We start from the raw sequence: 19,636 nt of genomic DNA on the forward strand, positions 1-19,636 counted from the left end.
GACATAAACGCGCTATTCCCGTTGTAAAAACCGGATACCATTAATGAGCTTATCTATCCCGGCTTCAACTTTACTGCGCGAGCAACCCACATTAAGGCGTAGGAAGCCTCGGCCTTCTTCACCATAAGTGAAGCCAGGCATAATGGCGACTTTCTGTTGCTCGATCAGCACGTTCTGCAATTGATTATCGTCAATATTCAGCGGACGCAAATCTATCCACGCCAAATACGTTGCCTGCGGCGGTTGCCAGTTTAAGGTGGGAAATGCTTCATTCAACCGCTGAGCCACATAAGCCAGATTGGCTTGCAGATAACTGCGTAATTCGTCCAACCAGGGTTCAGCCTGGCGGTAGGCCGCAATGTGCGCGACGATGGCTAAAACCGCTGGAGAAGAGAGGCCATCACGGCCCTTTAACATTTGGCTATAGGTTTCACGCGTTTCAGTATCACTGATAAAACCGTAAGCACCCGTAAGGGCCGGAATATTAAATGTCTTGGAACCCGAGGTCAGTAAGGCCCAGGATGTTTGACCCACCTGACTCCACGGAGTATGCATATGATTGTCCCACGTCATGTCCATATGAATTTCATCACTGATGACCTTGACCTGATGACGCTCACATAACTCGGCCATTTGGGCCAGTTCTTCGGCTGTCCAGACCTTACCGGTTGGATTATGCGGACTGCACAGTAACAATATTTTGGTTTGTGGGCGCGCCAGTAATGCTTCCAGATGTGCCATATCGCACTGCCACTGGTTATCGACTTTATGCAGCGGGCAGCTGAGTAATTGGCGCTGATTGCCGAGGATTACTTTGTAAAAAGCATCATAAGCGGGGGTGTGGGTGACGACGAAATCACCGGGTGCAGACCAGCAGCGAATCAGTTGGGCCACCATATAGATGACCGACGGGCCATAGACCGCCATTGATGTATCAATATGACAATGAAAACGCTGCTGATACCAGTGGCGGATTGCGCCGAGAAAATCTTCATGTTGCCAGCGACTGTACCCCAACACACCGTGTCCGATGCGCTGATTGAGTGCTTGCAAAATAACCGGAGCGGTGGGGAAATCCATATCCGAGATAGTGAATGGTAGCAAATCCGCGGCACCAAAGCGGTCAGCAATATAGTCCCACTGGGTACACCAGGTTCCGTGACGATCGACGGGGGTGGAAAAATCAAACATCAGCATCTCGCTTATCAAGTCTCCCCTTCGTCCTTGAAACCGCAGGGTTGTTAGCTGCGCGCACTCACCCGAATCACTTACTTGTGTAAGCTCATCGGGATGAGTTTACTGGCTGCCTACCTGCGACTCCAATGGCTTTGGGTAGAGTTTCTATGTAAATCATATCCAGGCAACGGTATTTAGCGAACTACCATCTTATGACATGGCTAATTGACCGTTCCCTATCAGTGAGTCTAATTCATCTTTCACTGATTGCACTTGCGGGCCGATAACAACTTGAAGGTTATGGTCATTGAGTTGAATGACACCAATGGCACGATTGGCTTTCAATGCCTCTTTATCCACTAAATTCATATCTTTAACCGACATGCGTAAGCGCGTAATACAGTTATCCAATGAGACGATATTATCGGCACCTCCCAGAGCAGCCAAGATAGCAGGCGAGTTATAGCCGGATTTACCGCTAACAGCGCCACTGGCTACTTTTTCTGCATTGCTGCTGGCGGTAGTTTCATTCTCACGACCCGGCGTTTTGATATTGAAGTGCTGAATAGCAAAACGGAAAATACAGTAGTAAGCCACAAACCAGATTCCAGCAACGACAGGCACCCAGTACCATTTGGTCGCGGTGCCATGAAGGATACCAAATACCACGAAATCAATGATATTACCGTCAGTATTCCCGATGGTCACACCTAATAACGCCATCACAGTAAAGCCCAACCCCGTCAGGATAGCATGGATCAAATACAGGAACGGGGCAACAAACAGGAACAGGAATTCAATGGGTTCAGTGGTGCCGCCGATAACACAAGCAACGACACCTGAAATCAACAACCCTTTAATTTTATGGCGATTTTCTGGCTTAGCACAATGATACATTGCCAGCGCTGCACCTGGCAGGCCGCCGAGGAACGCGGGCATTTTACCTTGCGACAGGAAGCGAGTGGCACTTTCAGAGAAACCGGTGGTAGTAGGGCAAGATAATTGCGCCTGGAAAATAGTTAAAGCGCCGCTAACACTATGACCGCACACATCCATAGTGCCGCCAGCTTCGGTGAAGCGGATTAATGCCACTAAGATATGATGCAGGCCGAATGGCAGTAATAAGCGCTCGCCGCTACCGAAAATCATCGGCCCGAACAGACCTGCGCCATTAATCAAACGGCCTAAGCCATTGATGCCCGCCGCAAACCAAGGCCAGATCAGCGGGATCAACAAACCGACTAACCCGAGTACCACGGTAGTGACAATCGGCACGAAACGGGTACCACCAAAGAAGGCTAATGCATCAGGTAAGCGAATGGTATTGAAGCGTTCATGTAGTAAATAAACAATGATCCCGACAATCACCGCACCCAAAATACCGGTATCGATAGACTGGATGCCTAATATATTCTGAATGTTATGTGTTTTCAGCACCAGGGGGTCAGTTGTCGGTAACACGCCGCTGGTGGTCAGGTAAAAATTAGTTGCCAGATTCAGTACGGCGAAACCAACGAAACCGGAGAATGCTGCTACGCCTTTATTTTCACGCGCCATACCCAGGGGGATCGCGATGGCGAACATGATCGGTAAGAAGCTAAAGGCAAATGAGCCAATCTTACTCATCCAGGTAAACAATAGCTGGAAGGCCGGATGACCAATAAAGGGTAATAAGGTGATGACATCTTTACTGCTAAGCGAACTGCCGATACCCAGCATGATCCCGCAGAAGGAGAGCAAGGCGACCGGTAGCATGAAGGTTTTCCCTAAACTCTGGAAAAACTCCCACAGCGTAATTTTTTGTTTTTTTGCCGCTGACATAGTGACTCCTGGACTGATACACCTGATGTTAAACGATTGATGGACAATGGCGACTATTTCGCCTCCCTGTCTGGAGGTAAAATAAGATAAAACGTTTAACCCAGATAATATGAGTGATAAGTCACAATTACTGATCCTACTTTTGTATACCCTCACATTTGAAGCCGCAGGGTTGTTAGCTGCGTGCACTCATCCGAATCACTTACTTATGTAAGCACATCGGGATTCGCTTGCTGGCCGCCTACCTGTAACTCCAAATATTTGGGTATACTGGGTCATCATGGATTAAACGTTTAACTTGGCTTATTTTTTGGCATGACAATTAAAAAAACGACAATCACTGATGTCGCTAAATTTGCTGGCGTCTCTGTGGCGACAGTTTCGTTAGCGATCAGTGGCAAAGGGCGTATCTCTCTGGCGACAGCAGATCGGGTCAATCAGGCAATAGAACAATTAGGTTATGTACGTAATCGCCAGGCGGCACAGTTACGTGGCGGGGAGTCAGGTGTCATTGGCTTGATTGTGCGTGATATTAGCGATCCTTTTTATGCGGAAATGACGGCCGGCTTAAGTGAGGCCATTGAGGCTGAAGGCAAATTGTTGTTCTTGACGCAAAGTGGCCGAGACGGCAAAGGATTATTGCGTTGTTTCGACACGCTTATCGATCAAGGTGTCGATGGCTTGGTGTTGGGCGGCGGAGCCAAGCGGGAAATGGGGCTACGAGAAAAGGCTGCTGAGCATGATATTCCACTGATTTGTGCTGCCCGTTCCAATGTGCTGGACGGCGTCGATGTGGTGCGTCCTGATAATATGCAAGCCGCTAAAATGGCAACCGAGTTTCTGATTAGTCGTGGCCATCGGCAAATTGCCTATCTTGGTGGACATTCACACTCGCTGACGCGAGCTGAACGGCTCGGGGGCTTTTGTGCCACTTTAGTGCAATATGGGCTACCGTTTCGTTCGGAATGGGTGGTCGAATGTGATGGTCAGCAACAAGCTGCGGCAGATGCAGCAGAAGAGCTGTTGCGGCATCACCCGAATGTCAGCGCTATTGTCTGTCATCAGGCGTCCATCGCATTAGGCGCCTATTTTGGTATTTTACGCACGGGCAGGACGATTGGCAGTGCGGGGGTAGATACTTACCTGGATCAGCAGGTTGCGTTAATCGGTTTTGGTGATGTGCCAGCAGCAGAGCTTACTGAGCCACCATTGACCTTTATCACCAGTTCTGCCCGGGAGATTGGCTACAGTGCCGGGCAGCGGTTACTTCAGCGTATGGCCGGGGTAGATTTACAACTACAAAGCGTCATATTACCGCCGGTGTTGATCCGCCGAGGATCAGCCTGATTAGGCGTGATCAATTTTGCTGGCTGCTCGTGCTAATGCCTCAATATCACCGGCAGTAATCAAGTGTAGATTGCGAGTGATCGCGTCTATTGGCCAATCCCACCAGGCAATGGTTTGTAGCTTGCAGATAACCTCGGCTGAAAAGCGATTTTTAATCAGTGTTGCAGGATTACCGCCGACCACACTATAAGCTGGGACATCGCGCGTGACCACTGAGCGTGATGAAATAATCGCCCCATTGCCAATGGTGACACCCGGCATAATCAATACGTCATAGCCAATCCACACATCGTTTCCGATATGAGTATCGCCTTTATAAGGTAGCTCCTCCCTGGACGGCGCGACTCTTTCCCAGCCGTTACCAAAAATATTGAATGGATAAGTCGATAACCCAGAAATTTTGTGGTTGGCACCATTCATAATGAACTTCACACCATGAGCTAATGCACAGAATTTGCCGATAATCAGTTTATCGCCAATAAAGGGGTAGTGATAAAGTACGTTACGTTCAAAGTTTTCAGAATCTTGCGGATCGTCATAGTAGGTATAATCACCAATAATAATATTCGGATTCTGTGTGGTGTTTTTGATAAAGCATACTTGAGGAAACCCCGTCATCGGGTGCTTACACTGAGGATCTGGCCCTAATGTTGGTTTATCTTCCATAATCTAGACCTCTTTGAATAAAAAAACGGAGCCATCAGGCCCCGTTTCTTATGATTTAAACATCTTATATTTATTGTGCTGGTGCTGGTGCTGGTGCTGGTGCTGCTGGTGCTGGTGCTGCTGGTGCGACGGGCGCATCTTCAGATTCAGTACCGGTACCTTCTTCTGCAGGTACACCACCGAACATGCCAAACAGGCCAACGAATTCTTGCAATGACATCTTCTGACCATTCAAATCGACTTGATTATCAGCAAAGTGGAAGCTGCTGCTAATCACATCATCTTTAGTGGTAGTCAGTTTAAACATCTGACCCATGGCCGCAATACCTTGGACTTGCTGCTGCGCCAGTTTTTGTGCTTCTTCTGGATTATAGCCTTGCAGTCGAGCGGCCTGGGTTGTCAGCTCCGTTGCCATAGCCATTGGGATGGTCAATGTTGCGTCGACTTTTTTCACTGATTGCGCCAGCATCGGCTCACTGCCGGCTTTGGTTTGTGCAGGATCAGTCAGTGCGATATTCAGAGTGAAGGTACTTTCGCCTTTGGCATTTTTCCAGCTCAGTGGTGCAATGCTTATGGTTGGGTTACCTTTCAGTAAAGCCGGAAGGTTAGCAATCAGTATCTCGGTCATTTGCTCTTGATAAGCAACGGGATCGAGGTTTTCACCCGCCTGAACGGCTTTCAGCACTTGCTGATTATAGGCATTGGTAAACTGCTTCAAGCTTTGACCGTCAAGTTTGTCGAAAGCGAAGGCTAATTTACCGGAGCCGAAGTCATTATCCTGAATTTTTAATGCGTCCAGGGTGTAAGTCAGCTTGCCGTTCAAGTCTTTATCGGTTTCGCCCAATTGCGTATTCAGGTTAAAGCCCACTAATGTCGCGGTATCTTTACCATCAATGCTGAGGCCAATTTGCTTGATCCCCAGGAGTTGGGAGCCAATGCTGAGATCAAATTTGCCGATATTGGTATCACTTTTAATAACCAAACCTTGCAGACTAAATTTCTCAACTTGATCCCACTGATTTTTGCTGGCGAAAATCAGGCTATCACTCGAGCCACTCATTTTCACATCACGCAGGTCGCGGGAGACATCAGCATCAATTTTTGCACCAGAGAATTTCATGCTGGTGGTGTTCTGCTGATAATCAATAGGAATGAATGTAATGGCAGAGGAGGTATCACCGCTGTATGAAATGCGTGAATCCGCAGTAAACGGTGATTGGCCTTTAGTGACTTCAAACAGTTTTTTCAATGCTGGGGTATTAGCAAGTTCAGTATGTACCGACGCCATGCTTGGGATCAGATTGAATTTTTTCAACTGCGCTAATGGGAAAGGACCGTGATCAATAGTCTCGATGAAGGCAACCTCATCGCCATCTTTCAAGGCTTTTTCACCCGCAACGCTGCTATCGGCTTGCAACACATAGCGAACCTGGCTGCTGAAAAGGCCACGTTGGTAATCTTTATAAGCGAACTTCACACCGGCTTTCGGCAGCAAGGTTCTGATCTGCTCATTGGCGTTATTAACCAATTCGCCCATACGCTGTTCAATCAATTTGCCGGTATACCATGAGGCCCCAGTCCATGCTGCGCCAAGTACGACTATGACGCTGACAGCCACTAACGATTTTTTCATTGTTCTGTTCATCCTTTTCTAATACACCAAATTCACTGTTGAACGCGGTAATGAGTTGCAAGTTAAATAACACCAAAGAGATACACAAAAACAGCATCCCCCAAATTAATATAGGCCTAGATTAACCGTACACAAATATTATTGCGAAGATAATGACTTATTGCGCTGGTGAAATTTAACCAGCGCAGCATCAAAAGGCCAGCAATAGACAACAAAATAAGTCACTTCGTTCATCCTGCGTTATAAACGCGGGCAATTGAGCCTATTCCATGAGCAGTGATTGGCGATTCATTAGCCGGAATGAAACAGGACTCACCGGGATGCAAGGTAATTTCTTGCTGTTGTTTTTTCAATATCGCCTCACCTTGAACACAAAATACAATGGCCGCACTGTTTTGCGCCAATTCTTGTGGGTCTGACGTTAATGTATGCAGTGAAAAAGCAAAATCCTCGACAGGGATGGGGAATACCAACTCGTTGCCTTGCTGTTGAGGAGTGGTGAGCAGGGTAGCCGCAGGTTTCGGAATAAATTGCAGGTTAGCCATTAATTCAGGAATATCGATGAACTTAGGGGTCAGCCCCGCGCGTAATACGTTATCCGAATTTGCCATTACCTCCAATGCCACGCCATTAAGATAGGCATGAGGAGTTTCAGCATACAAGAACATGGCTTCACCCGGTTGTAGGGTAACCACATTAAGCAGCAACGGAGAGAACAAACCACTGTCATCCGGATAGAAACGCGAAATACTGCGAATAGTATCCCACGGCTCACCCAATTGATTATTCAGCGCCGCTTTCAATATCCCCAAAGCACGCGTTTTCTCATCGCCCGCCATACTCAGCAAACTGGCAAATAAGATGGCTAAATGTTCGGTATCAGGGGCGCGTAAAAACGCCGCGATATCCGGATGAGCGGAGGCTAATGGCTGGAGCAGGGTCGCAATATTATCCAAAGTACGGAAACCATTCATGGCCTGGAAAGGTGTTAGGGCATAAACCAACTCAGGCTTATGGTTTGCATCTTTATAATTTCGCTCGGCGGCATCCAGCGGGATACCGGCCTGATTCTCTTTGGCAAAGCCAATTTCTGCCGCAGCCTTACTTGGATGCACCTGAATCGATAATGGTTGGGCAGCGCATAGCACTTTGAATAAGAATGGCAATTCACCAAAACGTTTAAAAACGTCGTCACCTAAAGTGGCATCAGGGTTTCTCTCAATGACATCGCGCAATGAATGCCATTGGCCACTGGCATCCGCAACTTCAGAACTGCTTTTGGGATGAGCGCCCATCCATAACTCAGCCATAGGTTTGCTTTGCGGATTGGCTATGCCGTAAAGCTCGGTAAGCGCATTGGTACTGCCCCAGGCGTAGTTTTGTACTGCATTCTTCATTTTTTGCATATAGGCCATCTGCCGTTGTATCTGGCGACATTCATCGCCCTGATAAAAATCGTCCCTTAGTAAACAATGGGACAATAGGGGTTGCAAGTGGTAATGCAATTCGTCTTGTTGGCAGGAATAACTAAATGATAGAAATGCGAATCAATCGCATAAAGGTGGTGATAAATATGCCATCATATACCTGTCATACTACAACCTTCTATTCATATGCTAAGGAGACAGTGATGGTGACCACCCGCAGTGAAAAGGACTCAATGGGGCCTATTGATGTACCGGCCAGTCAATTATGGGGCGCACAAACCCAGCGCTCACTAGAGCACTTTCGTATTTCACAAGAGAAGATGCCAACGGCACTGATTCATGCGCTGGCATTGACTAAACGTGCCGCTGCTCAGGTCAATATGGATCTGGGGTTGCTCCCCGCTGAGCGGGCAAAAGCGATTATGCGTGCGGCTGAAGAGGTCTTGAATGGCGAACATGCGAGCGAGTTCCCACTTTCAATTTGGCAAACCGGTTCTGGCACGCAAACCAATATGAATATGAATGAGGTGCTGGCAAACCGAGCCAGTGAATTGCTAGGGGGCGAGCGAGGTAATGATCGCCTGGTTCACCCTAATGATGATGTGAATAAAAGCCAAAGTTCAAATGATGTATTCCCAACCGCAATGCATGTTGCCGCAGTTATTGGGTTAAGAGAGCATCTGTTGCCAGAGCTGAAAGTATTGCAACAGACTCTTGCTGATAAAGCCGAATCTTTTCGTGACATCGTTAAGATTGGCCGGACACATTTACAAGACGCTACGCCACTGACGCTGGGGCAGGAAATTTCCGGCTGGGTGGCGATGTTGGCGCACAACGTACAACATATTGAAGCCACTATTCCTCATCTGTGTGAGCTAGCGTTGGGCGGTACTGCCGTTGGGACGGGGCTGAATACTCATCCTGAATATGCGGTGCGCGTCGCCAATGAGATTGCAGCATTAGCCCAGCAACCATTTGTCACCGCGCCGAATAAATTTGAGGCATTAGCCACTTGCGATGCATTAGTGCATGGTCACGGCGCATTGAAAGGGTTAGCGGCCTCATTGATGAAAATTGCTAATGATGTGCGCTGGTTATCCTCTGGCCCCCGCAGTGGTATTGGCGAGATCGCTATTCCTGAGAATGAACCAGGCAGTTCTATCATGCCGGGTAAAGTCAATCCGACACAATGTGAAGCGATGACGATGTTATGTGCGCAGGTGATGGGTAATGATGTGGCAATCAATATTGGCGGGGCATCTGGTAACTTTGAACTGAACGTATTTCGTCCACTGGTGATTCATAACTTCCTGCAATCTATTCGTCTGCTCGCCGACGGTATGCGCGGTTTTAATGAGCATTGCGCGGTGGGTATTGAACCTAATCGTGACCGCATCACTCAGCTACTGAATGAATCGCTAATGTTGGTTACTGCGCTAAATACTCATATTGGTTATGATAAAGCGGCAGAAATTGCGAAGAAAGCCCATAAAGAGGGGCTGACCCTCAAGGCGGCGGCTCTAGAGCTAGGTTATGTTACTGATGAGCAGTTCGATGAATGGGTTAGACCAGAAGATATGGTTGGCAGTATGAAGTAATCGCCATTCTCACTCTCTTGCAGCGTTGGTATATGTTTCCAGCGCTGTTAGGGAGGATAGTTCGGCTGAATTAGAATATCAGAATGTAATAAGTGTGATAATTAAAATTGATTGGGGTGAGGATATTAAAAAAGAATAAATCATCTTATTTAGGTAGTGTCTTTTTTCTTTTTTAGCATAGAATAATACCTGCTTCTTTGATTTATATATATCTAAGATGTATTTTAAATTAACTGGCTCTTTGTTTTCGTGAATGATTATGTTGATTGATTCTGTTTATATGTGAACCACCAGGTGGCTATGGATAATGTGGTTTGTATTTATGAAGGTGTTATTTTGACTCGGCAGGAGTTTATTTTATGGAAGGTAAAAAAAGTAGTCCTCCAGACGAATGTGGTTTAACTGTTAATTCACTCAGTGAAATATCGCTCATTTCCATAATGGAAAAAGCTCGTATTCCTTGGGCGATAAAAGATAATGAATCCAAATTTGTCTATTTAAATGAATCTTGTCTTGATTTGTTTGATATTCAGCCCGACTTTGATTTTGAAGGGCGCTTAGATGAGGAAATGCCATGTTCTTGGTCTGAGTATAGTGATGACTTTAAGGCTCACGATAGACAGGCAGAGCAAAGCCGAGAGGGTGCAGAGATCATTGTAACTTCGCCTTTTGGACGCGAAAAGATTCTTTCACCCTGGTATTTCCCAAAATTTCCTATTTATAATCAAAATGGCGATGTGTTAGGGACTGTTTTTTTTGGTAAAAAGTTTAATTTTATTTCTGTATGTGATTTTTTTAAAAGTTTAAAACCCTCAGTCATTACACTAACTCCGCCGGTAGATAATTTTTCAGAAAAAGAACTTGATATTATATTTTATGCAATTCAAAAAATGACTGCAAAAGAAATAGCAGAAAAACTATTCTTATCCAATAGAACAATTGAAAATCGGCTTAGATTTATTTATGACAAAGTGGGATGTCACTCTTTGAAAGATTTGATTGAGTATTGCCATGCTTCAGGTTTAAGTCACTACGTACCTAAAAAGGTTCTACGTGAGGGTGTTAATTTCTTCTGGTGATTGCGTTGCTTATTCATGAAAATCGCCAGAAGAACCGTAATTTTACAATTTTTATGGAAATAAGTAGTTAGCGTAGACTTTTTACCTAAATTTCGACATATAAATGCAATCTGGGTACCAATAACTGTAATGGTTTGGCATCTGGTTTATATTTATGTTTAATCTGATTGGCATCATAATCAGTTAATTCGCCTAATTTAGGTAATCCGACTGCCGATTGAAGGTGGCAAAATGCAATCAAAGGCACAGGGCAGGGGTGTTGAATTTGTTTCTGCTCTTCTTGATACCAAACTCGCGCAATAGGTTGTACTTTTACTGGACGCTTTATTTTTAAGCGTGCTTTTTCAGGCAGTTGCTTCACGTCATTAATTTCTTGGCTAATCAAATTCACCCATTGTTCACGGGTAAAGGGGGGAACAGCACGGCCTGCATTTAGGCTTTTATTTAACTGCGCCAGGACGTCTTCACGTGTGACATTCTTAATAATATGTTTATTCGCCCAACCAAAGCGAACCGAACTGGGATTTATCAATGGCGTAATGGTGCGATAAGTATTTAGCGTGATCAACCCATGTAGATGGGTGTGAACAAACTCGAAACGTTGCTCACTCGGCAAGCCAGATTCAACGGTAATGATATGTTCCAGTTCGGTTTTTAATTGATTAATGTGTTGAATACTTTTTTTACAAGTGGTTAATTGGCTTTCTGTCACCGAAAAACAAAGCACCCCTGGGAGGCGGAGGGCTGCTTTGCTGCTAATATTCTGACCTTGGTGGTGAATAAACAGTCGCTGATAATGTTGTATAGCCAAATCTCTAGCCGCTGTTCCCACTGTTGCACTCACGGGGATATGCATAAGGGGTTGATGTTCTGTCCCTTTCTCTATTTCAGGTAAGGAAAAGACGCGGGCAGCGAGTAAAGGTAAATCCTCGAGCTGCTGGTGGAGCTCCTGCAATCCGGTTTCCAACATGGTAAAACGGTTATTCAACCGCTCTATCAGATCATATTTGTTCATCGTATTTTAAATTGAGCTTATTTTAGTTACAACATACATTAAATTATATCAGTAAAACCATGCATCTGAAAGCCCCGAGTTGCCATTAGTCATGGGGTATTTACCAAATCGTTAAAAACATCTGTAGCGGTTAAAAGGCGGATGACGACACGTGCCCAAGAAATCAGGATATTTGCGACAAAATTATTTTAGTCGCAGAGACCAATATATCGCGGCGTGGCTTCGCGTCTTTTTCACGTTGCGTGAAATAGACGACTACAACAATCGGCGCGCCTTTAGTCGGCCAGAGCACCGCAATATCATTGGTGGTTCCGTAATCGCCACTCCCCGTTTTATCACCGATAATCCAATCAGTAGGAGTGCCCGCACGGATTGTAACATCCCCGGTAGTGTTTCCTTTCAACCATGCAGCGAGTTGACTTCGTTGAGCAGGGCGCAATGCATCACCCAGCACCAATTTATACATACTCGCTGCCATAGCCGCAGGAGTGGTGGTATCTCGTGGGTCATTAGGTAGTGCGGTATTTAAATCAGGCTCCCAGCGATCTAATCTGAACATCTGATCGCCAATGCTACGAGCAAACTGATTAACAGCCTCTAAACCACCCAACTCTTTAATTAATAAATTCGCAGCAGTGTTATCACTATATTGAATGGTGGCCGCACATAACTCAGAGATGGTCATGCCATGCGCATGATTTTTACGCGTTATGGGGGCATATGATAACAAATCGCTCTCATGGTAATTTATAGGCTTATTGAGCAAATTTGGCTGAGACTGGCTTTGATCTAATACAGCAGCGGCCAGCATAAACTTAAAAGTGCTACATAATGGAAAACGTTGAGCTCCACGATACAAAATTTTGGTGCCACTGCCGGTATTAATCATCGCAATGCCTAAACGACCGTTAGCACTATGCTCAAGTGCAGCCAATTGCTTGTCTAATGATCCGGTAATCGCAGCGGCCCAGGTTGGCAGCGCAAAATTGACTAAGGGCAGGGTAATACCGGCCAATAATAGCGAACGCCGTAACGAAGAGTGTTTCATTCCTGAGTCTCGCAAGTACTATAAGCATAGAACACGATTATAAGGGGTGAGATTGCGGAGCACCACTGCCTATTATTTTTATCGTTTTATTTCAGAAATAAAAAAGGCTAAATGGCAGGAAAAGTGACATTTAGCCTTTATAGTCAACACATTTTCAATGTTGTAGATGTGTTGACTATAGTGATGGATCAAAATATCAGGACAGTGCTTTCGATTTTAATTGCTGGTATTCACTTTCAGTAATAGTCCCTTCATCTAATAATTTTTTCGCGTCAGCAATCTGCTCTGCTGGCGATTTACCCGCAACGTGACGGATATACTCATTAGTTTCGGATACTGATTTTTGTACCGAGGCTCGATAGCGCTGAGCCATACCTTTGCCTCGTGTGATAAGGTATACCAAAGACGTCAGCAGTGGGATGAAGAGTAAAAACAGAATCCAAATCGCTTTATAAAATCCACTTAATTCATGGTCTCTGAAAAGGTCGGAAATGACCTGAAACAGAATCAGCAAGTATGCGATGAAAAAGAAAATGGAAAATGTTGTTGCGAGTATGTCCCAAAGCGTGAGGAAGTGGTTTGTCATATTTTCTCCTGACATTACATAAATTAAGGAAATATCTCGTAATAAATCCCTTAATACATTAGATATTTAATTTATATCTCAAGCAACAATCACTTAGGGTCGTTAAGCTCCCCTTAATAATAGGTACATAGCAGAGAGGACGTCAAATTGTAATTTGGCATCCAATCGGCTTTACCTCATTTAAGATTAAATTTTGGCCGCTTCCGGCAATTTCCGTAGCTGTTCGCCAACATACAATGCGAGTAACAATAGGGTGGTGATAAATGTGACAACACCGGCCCAACCTAGATTAAGCCAGAAAATACCGCCTAATGTTCCTGCAACACTCGAACCTGCGTAATAACAAAATAGATAAAGTGAAGATGCTTGGGCTTTAGCGCGGCGTGCGCGACGGCCAATCCAACTGCTGGCAACAGAGTGCGCGGCAAAGAAACCGGCAGTAAATACCATCATGCCAATAAAGATTGTTATTACTGGAGAGAAACCGGTAATAATGACACCAATCAGCATCATACCTATTGCAGCCATTAATATTGGCCCCCGGCCATAGCGAGCGGTTAAGGCACCAGCTTTGGGGGAGCTATACGAGCCGGTCAGATAAACTATCGATAATAATCCCACTACCGCTTGGCTGAGATAATAAGGCTGTGCCAGCAAGCGATAACCAATATAATTGAATAAAGTGACAAAGCTGCCCATGATTAAAAAACCCTCAGCGAACAGCAATGGTAAGCCAGAATCACGCCAGTGCAGTTTGAAATTGATCATTAGCGTTCTGGGCCGTAATAACGTGGGACGAAAGTGTTTAGAGGCCGGAAGAATACGCCAGAACATACAAGCGGCAGCCAAAGCAAATATACCTATTACCGCCAGAGCGATGCGCCAGGAAAAGAAATCACTCAACACCCCGGTAATCAAACGACCACTCATCCCACCAATCGAGTTCCCGCTGATATAAAGTCCCATCGAGAGCGCAACAAAACTGGGGTGAATTTCTTCACTGAGATAGGTCATCGCTACGGCAGCAACACCGCTAAGGGACAAGCCAATCAAAGCTCTCATCAGCAAAATCCCATGCCAACTGGTCATAAAAGAACAAATCAAGGTGCAGATAGCGGCCAGCATCAATGCCACTACCATAACGGATTTACGGCCAATAGCATCAGAAAGTGGTCCAGTAAACATCAGGCCAAAAGCTAGCATCCCGGTGGCAGTTGAAAGCGATAAGCTGCTGCTCGCCGGTGAGATATTAAAGTCTTGTGATAACAATGGCAGAATTGGCTGCACGCAATAAAGTAGGGCGAAGGTCGCTAATCCGGCTGAAAAGAAAGCCAGGGTGACGCGAATAAATTCAGGTGTACCGCGTTGAATATAAGGGCGTTTAGTTAAACGAGTGGTTTTAGGTGTGGTAGCAGTTGCATCGTCATTTGCGGCGAGGTTCGACACTGCGGTATCCGGAGTGCGCAAAGAGGTGGTCACGGTATTTCCTTATCATTAACACAATAAAAACAAGTACAATCAATACAGTTTGTTCGCCGTAAGAGCGCGGGCTCAATCCTGGTTCGGCGTAATAAAGGGATGATAGAAATAGCAGAGTTTTTTGTCTAATATATTAATTATTCATAATAAGACTTTAAAAATATCACTGGAGTTGAATGAGTATTGAACTCAGGCATTTACGCTATTTCATCGCGGTGGCGGAAGAGTTGCATTTCGGGCGCGCAGCAGAGCGTTTGCGGATTTCTCAGCCCCCGCTGAGCCAACAAATCCGGATATTGGAAGAGCAAATCGGGGCCAGGTTATTTGCCCGCAATAACCGTAACGTCAGTCTGACGCAGGCCGGTGTATTGTTTTTAAAGGAGGCTTACCAAATTCTGGCGCAGGTCAGCTCGGCCGCTGAGAAAGCAGCGCGTTTGCATCGTGGGGAATCGGGAGAGTTAACCATCGGTTTTACCTCGTCGGCACCGTTTATCAGCACCGTATCAAAGAATTTGCGCGCTTTTCGCCAGTTGCACCCGCACGTTCATATTAAAATGCAGGAAGTGAATACCAAGCAGCAGATTGCACCTTTGTTGGATGGTCATCTTGATCTTGGTGTGATGCGCAATACTCGCTTGCCTGATGCGTTGCAATATCGCCTATTGTTACGCGAGCCTTTAGTTGCGGTAGTCCACGAAGAAAGTCCGTTAGCCGCTTTACCTCCTGGCAGCGTCAAATTTAGTTCGTTGGCCGATCAACCTTTTGTTTTCTTTGCTCGTGAGGTGGGTACTGCGCTTTATGATGAGATCCTTACACTGCTGGCCCGTGCTGGGATCACTCCCTATATCACGCAAGAAGTCGGGGAGGCGATGACCATTGTCGGACTGGTATCCGCCGGTTTAGGTGTTTCTATTTTACCGGCGTCATTCACTCGGGTAAAAGTGGATGGGGTGAAATACTTACCGTTAGCAGAAAGCAGTGCGACAACTGAGGTGTGGTTAGTGAATCATAAACATCGCCCAGTGACCGCGCCGGCGGAAGCATTGATCCGCCTAATGGTGGCTGATAGCCCAATTGATGAAGCATAAAGGTATTTTTGATTGCTAAGGTTAAATAACATTGGTGACTAATTTTTGCTCTTTATTCGTCTAAATAATCAGCGCATAGTCAGAGGGCATCGTTGATTATGTGCAGTAAATCACATAACTAATCAAATAGTTGACGCCATATGCTAAAAGCCCCAACATAGCCGATAATCTTTATTTAGAAGCGCGAAAAATACTCGGTGACAGAGAAGGAGCCGGTTTAGTGATAACGGATGGACAGCCTGGGCATATTGATCAAATCAAGCAGACCAATGCAGGGGCCGTTTATCGGCTGATTGATTTGTTCGGCCCGATATCCCGTATTGAACTGTCTAAGAGGGCGCAACTGGCCCCCGCCAGCATCACCAAGATTGTGCGGGAATTAGTTGAAGCTCACTTGGTAAAAGAAACCGAATATCAAGATGTTGGTAGTCGTGGACGACCAGCAATTGGTTTGGTTCTGGATACTGAGGCTTGGCATTATGTCTCCGGGCGGATCAGCCGAGGTTCGATAACTCTCGCGCTGCGCGACCTCAGCAGTAAACTGGTGGTTGAAGATCAAATTCCGTTACCGGATAGCCATTCAGAGCCCTTACTCAATCGCATTCTCAGCGAAGTCGATCAATTCTTTATCCGGCATCAGGAAAAACTTGAAAGGCTGACGGCTATCGCTATTACCATGCCCGGTATCATCGATGCACCTGCGGGCATTGTGCATAAAATGCCATTTTATAAAGTGGATGAGATGCTACTTGGCCCGGCATTGGAGCAGCGAACGGGGTTACCTGTTTATCTGCAACATGATATTTGCGCCTGGACGATGGCAGAGGCCTTGTATGGCGCATCGCGTGGCTGTCAGAATGTGATTCAAGTCGTGATTGACCATAATGTCGGTGCAGGGGTTATTACCGCGGGCAGGGTATTACATGCAGGCAGCCGCAGTGTGGTTGAAATTGGCCACACTCAAGTTGACCCTTATGGAAAACGTTGTTATTGCGGTAATCATGGTTGTCTGGAGACGGTTGCCAGTATTGAGAATATGCTGGAAATTGTCCAACAGCGATTAAATGGTTCAATGAGCTCGTTATTACATGGCTCACCACTCACGGTTGAGTCTTTATGTAATGCGGCGTTGGCCGGTGATCAATTAGCTAAAGATATTATTCTGGGTGTTGGCCACAGTGTCGGGCGCATTATTGCTATTATGGTCAATTTATTTAATCCGGAAAAGATTCTAGTCGGTTCGCCATTAAATAAAGCGGCTTCTATTCTGCATCCCGCCATTGCATCTTGTATTCGCCAACAAGCTCTACCTGCTTATAGCGAGCATATTTTAGTTGAGCCAACGGCATTTTTTAATCAGGGGACAATGCCAGGAGCTGCTCTGGTAAAAGAAGCATTATATAATGGCTCTTTATTGGTGAAATTACTGCAAGGATAGAGTGTTACTAATAATTAAGAGTTAATTATTAGTAGGTATATTGAGTATATTCCCCATATTATTGAGCGCTATTCGTTAAAAACCTCTCTCAGTTCGGCAAAACATTGCGCTAACGCAAGCTGTCTGTTGTTGGCATCGCCTAGACTTTTATCCATGTTACCAATTTCGCTAATATTAGGCGGAAAGACGTGAGTCGAAGTGGCCAGATTGCGGAGTATTGTTATGTTAACGCGTGTTTTTGTGACGGGTACCGACACTGCTGTTGGTAAAACCGTAGTGTCACGGGCCTTACTTCAGGCCTTAAGCCAAAATGGCAGAACAGCTGTTGGCTATAAGCCAGTAGCGACGGAGAGTAAAGAAACTCCCGATGGATTACGCAACCAAGATGCACTGATTTTACAAGCTTCATCCTCTATTGAAGTGGATTATCAGGATGTTAACCCATACCCATTAGTCGGGGATGTTATTCATGCCTGCTCCGACACCCTGATTAGTTACAATAAAATGACGGAAGGACTGCAGCTATTATCAACGAAAGCCGATACGGTTGTCGTCGAGGGTTGCGGTGGCTGGAAAGTGATGATGAATGACCAACGTTTTTATTCTGACTGGGTGATTCAAGAGCAGTTACCGGTTATTTTGGTGGTTGGCATTAAATTAGGTTGTATTAATCATGCCTTATTAACGGCTCAAGCCATTCTCAATGATGGATTGCCATTATTAGGATGGGTTGCCAATCGTATTAATCCAGGATTAGCACATTACGCTGAAACTATTGCAATGTTACGCGAACGTTTACCTGCACCACAATTAGGGCAACTACCTTATCTGCCCCATGCAGAACAAAAGCCGCTAGCAAAGTATTTAGATCTCACTGCAATAGCCAAGTAAAATATCCATCAAACTTTAATTTAGCGTGAGTGATATACCGAAATAGGGCGTAACCAACGGGCTATTGTTGTCGAAATAACACAGGATAATAGTAGCCCTGGCAGCAGGGTATAGGCTCCTGTCATTTCGCACACCATTAGCGCAGACATAATAGGTGCGTGAGTGGTCGCGGCCAGCAATGTCGCCATACCCGTTAATGCCATTAATAAAGCAATATTGTCACCCAACATGGGCCACCAGGCAAATATCTGACCGCATAACATTCCCAACGCCGCACCAACAAACAGTGTTGGCGTAAATACTCCACCAGGAGCACCCGAACCACTACTGGCCAGTACCGCCAACAACTTACAAACCAAAATACCGCCAATCAACAAAATTCCCGGCGGGGCGGTCAATAATGATTGCACCACACTGTAGCCATTGCCCCATACCTCAGGGAAAATGAGCGATAATAGCCCGACAATCATCCCACCTAGCGCTAATTGGAGTGGTGGTGATAAGTTCAGGGAACGAAATGCATGCCCACTGGCTGTCATACCTTTAAGGAACAGTGGACCACAGAAACCGGCGAATAATCCCAATAGTGCCATTAGGAGATATTGTATCGGCCACGGGGATGGCAGCGTTTGTACTTGATACAGCGTTTCTTGCCCTCCATGCAACAGGTTGGTGGTGAGCAATGCACTGACAGCAGCAATCACGACTGGCCCGAGGGAAGCCAACATTAATGTACCGAATAGAATCTCCGCAATAAATAAACTACCGGCCAGTGGTGCATGGTAGGCGCTGGCCATACCGGCAGCGGCACCACAGGCGACCCACAGTTTCCACTCTTTAGGGTTTGCGTAGTGCTGAGCAAATACAGAAGCGAACAATGCCGCCAACAGCACCATGGCACCTTCACGGCCAATGGCACTGCCGCTGGATACCACCAGCAACGAAGCCAGCGATTTGACCAAGCTGGCAGAAATGTCTAATCGGCCATCACCTGTTTCAATGGCTTCCATATAATCGGTGGGGGCACTGGGTTTTCGATGTTGATAACGCTGATACACCCACAATAATGAGCCCGCTGCCAATCCTCCTAATGCGGGGGTTAATGCACGTCGCCAGCCACTAATAGAAGATGCGGCCGCAACCAGGCTGCCGTCGGTTCGGGTAAATAATAACCACTCAAGCCCCAACATGGCTTGATGGAACAACCAGACAATTAATGCAGAAATGATGCCCAGCATGATGGCAATCATCAGCCTGCGCAGCATGGCGCGATAGTAATACCAATGTGCAGGCCGTTTCATATAAAGCAAACTATGGTCGCTATAAAGTAGAAGGGCGCACCGA

16 protein-coding genes are annotated in these 19,636 nt (G+C 45.9%); 6 read left to right on the top strand and 10 right to left on the bottom strand.

Going from position 1 to position 19,636, the window contains the following annotated elements:
- Positions 1-12: 12 nt before the first annotated feature.
- Positions 13-1,191 carry a MalY/PatB family protein gene (locus tag ACF3VQ_RS10065; RefSeq protein ID WP_392435148.1) on the bottom strand — a complete coding sequence of 393 codons (1,179 nt, stop codon included), beginning with the start codon at positions 1,189-1,191 and terminating at the stop codon, positions 13-15.
- Between the two features lie 195 nt (positions 1,192-1,386).
- Entirely contained in the window at positions 1,387-2,997 is a 1,611-nt protein-coding gene (gene malX, locus ACF3VQ_RS10070) for a maltose/glucose-specific PTS transporter subunit IIBC (protein ID WP_392435150.1), read from the bottom strand.
- A 315-nt stretch (positions 2,998-3,312) separates the two neighbouring features.
- Here malX and malI point away from each other — a divergent pair, with 315 nt between their 5' ends.
- Complete coding sequence (gene malI, locus ACF3VQ_RS10075; RefSeq protein ID WP_392435152.1) at positions 3,313-4,344, top strand: Mal regulon transcriptional regulator MalI; 1,032 nt, start codon at positions 3,313-3,315, stop codon at positions 4,342-4,344.
- Here malI and vat(F) read toward each other — a convergent pair whose 3' ends face one another.
- From vat(F) to manA, 3 genes are all read right to left on the bottom strand, one after another.
- Positions 4,345-5,010, bottom strand: a complete 666-nt coding sequence (vat(F), locus tag ACF3VQ_RS10080) for a streptogramin A O-acetyltransferase Vat(F) (protein ID WP_392435154.1) — start codon at positions 5,008-5,010, stop codon at positions 4,345-4,347.
- Positions 5,011-5,080: 70 nt separating this feature from the next.
- Entirely contained in the window at positions 5,081-6,643 is a 1,563-nt protein-coding gene (locus ACF3VQ_RS10085; protein WP_392435156.1) for a YdgA family protein, read from the bottom strand.
- A 230-nt stretch (positions 6,644-6,873) separates the two neighbouring features.
- Positions 6,874-8,049 carry a mannose-6-phosphate isomerase gene (gene manA / locus ACF3VQ_RS10090; RefSeq protein WP_392435158.1) on the bottom strand — a complete coding sequence of 392 codons (1,176 nt, stop codon included), beginning with the start codon at positions 8,047-8,049 and terminating at the stop codon, positions 6,874-6,876.
- 224 nt (positions 8,050-8,273) lie between these two features.
- Here manA and fumC point away from each other — a divergent pair, with 224 nt between their 5' ends.
- Both fumC and ACF3VQ_RS10100 read left to right on the top strand, forming a co-directional pair.
- The gene (fumC, locus tag ACF3VQ_RS10095; protein ID WP_392435160.1) at positions 8,274-9,668 is read left to right on the top strand and encodes a class II fumarate hydratase; all 1,395 of its coding nucleotides are present in this window, start codon (positions 8,274-8,276) and stop codon (positions 9,666-9,668) included.
- A 359-nt stretch (positions 9,669-10,027) separates the two neighbouring features.
- Positions 10,028-10,747, top strand: a complete 720-nt coding sequence (locus ACF3VQ_RS10100) for a helix-turn-helix transcriptional regulator (RefSeq protein WP_392435162.1) — start codon at positions 10,028-10,030, stop codon at positions 10,745-10,747.
- Between the two features lie 85 nt (positions 10,748-10,832).
- Here ACF3VQ_RS10100 and tus read toward each other — a convergent pair whose 3' ends face one another.
- The 4 genes from tus to ACF3VQ_RS10120 form a co-directional block, all read right to left on the bottom strand.
- Positions 10,833-11,762 carry a DNA replication terminus site-binding protein gene (tus, locus tag ACF3VQ_RS10105; RefSeq protein ID WP_392435164.1) on the bottom strand — a complete coding sequence of 310 codons (930 nt, stop codon included), beginning with the start codon at positions 11,760-11,762 and terminating at the stop codon, positions 10,833-10,835.
- A gap of 163 nt (positions 11,763-11,925) precedes the next feature.
- Positions 11,926-12,810, bottom strand: a complete 885-nt coding sequence (gene blaA, locus ACF3VQ_RS10110) for a class A beta-lactamase BlaA (protein ID WP_392435166.1) — start codon at positions 12,808-12,810, stop codon at positions 11,926-11,928.
- Positions 12,811-13,006: 196 nt separating this feature from the next.
- Complete coding sequence (locus tag ACF3VQ_RS10115) at positions 13,007-13,396, bottom strand: SHOCT domain-containing protein (protein WP_392435168.1); 390 nt, start codon at positions 13,394-13,396, stop codon at positions 13,007-13,009.
- Between the two features lie 186 nt (positions 13,397-13,582).
- Positions 13,583-14,875, bottom strand: a complete 1,293-nt coding sequence (locus ACF3VQ_RS10120; RefSeq protein WP_392435169.1) for an MFS transporter — start codon at positions 14,873-14,875, stop codon at positions 13,583-13,585.
- 176 nt (positions 14,876-15,051) lie between these two features.
- Here ACF3VQ_RS10120 and ACF3VQ_RS10125 point away from each other — a divergent pair, with 176 nt between their 5' ends.
- From ACF3VQ_RS10125 to bioD, 3 genes are all read left to right on the top strand, one after another.
- A complete protein-coding gene (locus ACF3VQ_RS10125; protein ID WP_392435171.1) occupies positions 15,052-15,963 on the top strand; it encodes a LysR family transcriptional regulator in 912 nt (303 codons plus the stop codon).
- 220 nt (positions 15,964-16,183) lie between these two features.
- Positions 16,184-17,401 carry an ROK family transcriptional regulator Mlc gene (mlc, locus tag ACF3VQ_RS10130; protein WP_392435173.1) on the top strand — a complete coding sequence of 406 codons (1,218 nt, stop codon included), beginning with the start codon at positions 16,184-16,186 and terminating at the stop codon, positions 17,399-17,401.
- Positions 17,402-17,623: 222 nt separating this feature from the next.
- A complete protein-coding gene (gene bioD / locus ACF3VQ_RS10135; RefSeq protein ID WP_392435175.1) occupies positions 17,624-18,292 on the top strand; it encodes a dethiobiotin synthase in 669 nt (222 codons plus the stop codon).
- Between the two features lie 20 nt (positions 18,293-18,312).
- On the opposite strand, the gene clcB is transcribed toward bioD, so the two are convergent.
- On the bottom strand, positions 18,313-19,593 hold the full coding sequence (gene clcB, locus ACF3VQ_RS10140; protein ID WP_392435177.1) for a voltage-gated ClC-type chloride channel ClcB: 1,281 nt from the start codon (positions 19,591-19,593) through the stop codon (positions 18,313-18,315).
- Positions 19,594-19,636: the final 43 nt, after the last annotated feature.

The sequence above is a fragment of the Yersinia fenwicki genome (genome assembly GCF_043099325.1).
GTDB lineage: Bacteria > Pseudomonadota > Gammaproteobacteria > Enterobacterales > Enterobacteriaceae > Yersinia.

Coding starts and splice junctions, on each gene's coding strand:
- malX (WP_392435150.1), bottom strand. CDS start 2,997: ATGTCAGCGGCAAAAAAACAAAAAATTACGCTGTGGGAGTTTTTCCAG.
- ACF3VQ_RS10100 (WP_392435162.1), top strand. CDS start 10,028: ATGGAAGGTAAAAAAAGTAGTCCTCCAGACGAATGTGGTTTAACTGTT.
- malI (WP_392435152.1), top strand. CDS start 3,313: ATGACAATTAAAAAAACGACAATCACTGATGTCGCTAAATTTGCTGGC.
- fumC (WP_392435160.1), top strand. CDS start 8,274: ATGGTGACCACCCGCAGTGAAAAGGACTCAATGGGGCCTATTGATGTA.
- blaA (WP_392435166.1), bottom strand. CDS start 12,810: ATGAAACACTCTTCGTTACGGCGTTCGCTATTATTGGCCGGTATTACC.
- tus (WP_392435164.1), bottom strand. CDS start 11,762: ATGAACAAATATGATCTGATAGAGCGGTTGAATAACCGTTTTACCATG.
- manA (WP_392435158.1), bottom strand. CDS start 8,049: ATGCAAAAAATGAAGAATGCAGTACAAAACTACGCCTGGGGCAGTACC.
- clcB (WP_392435177.1), bottom strand. CDS start 19,593: ATGAAACGGCCTGCACATTGGTATTACTATCGCGCCATGCTGCGCAGG.
- ACF3VQ_RS10115 (WP_392435168.1), bottom strand. CDS start 13,396: ATGACAAACCACTTCCTCACGCTTTGGGACATACTCGCAACAACATTT.
- ACF3VQ_RS10065 (WP_392435148.1), bottom strand. CDS start 1,191: ATGTTTGATTTTTCCACCCCCGTCGATCGTCACGGAACCTGGTGTACC.
- ACF3VQ_RS10125 (WP_392435171.1), top strand. CDS start 15,052: ATGAGTATTGAACTCAGGCATTTACGCTATTTCATCGCGGTGGCGGAA.
- ACF3VQ_RS10085 (WP_392435156.1), bottom strand. CDS start 6,643: ATGAAAAAATCGTTAGTGGCTGTCAGCGTCATAGTCGTACTTGGCGCA.
- bioD (WP_392435175.1), top strand. CDS start 17,624: ATGTTAACGCGTGTTTTTGTGACGGGTACCGACACTGCTGTTGGTAAA.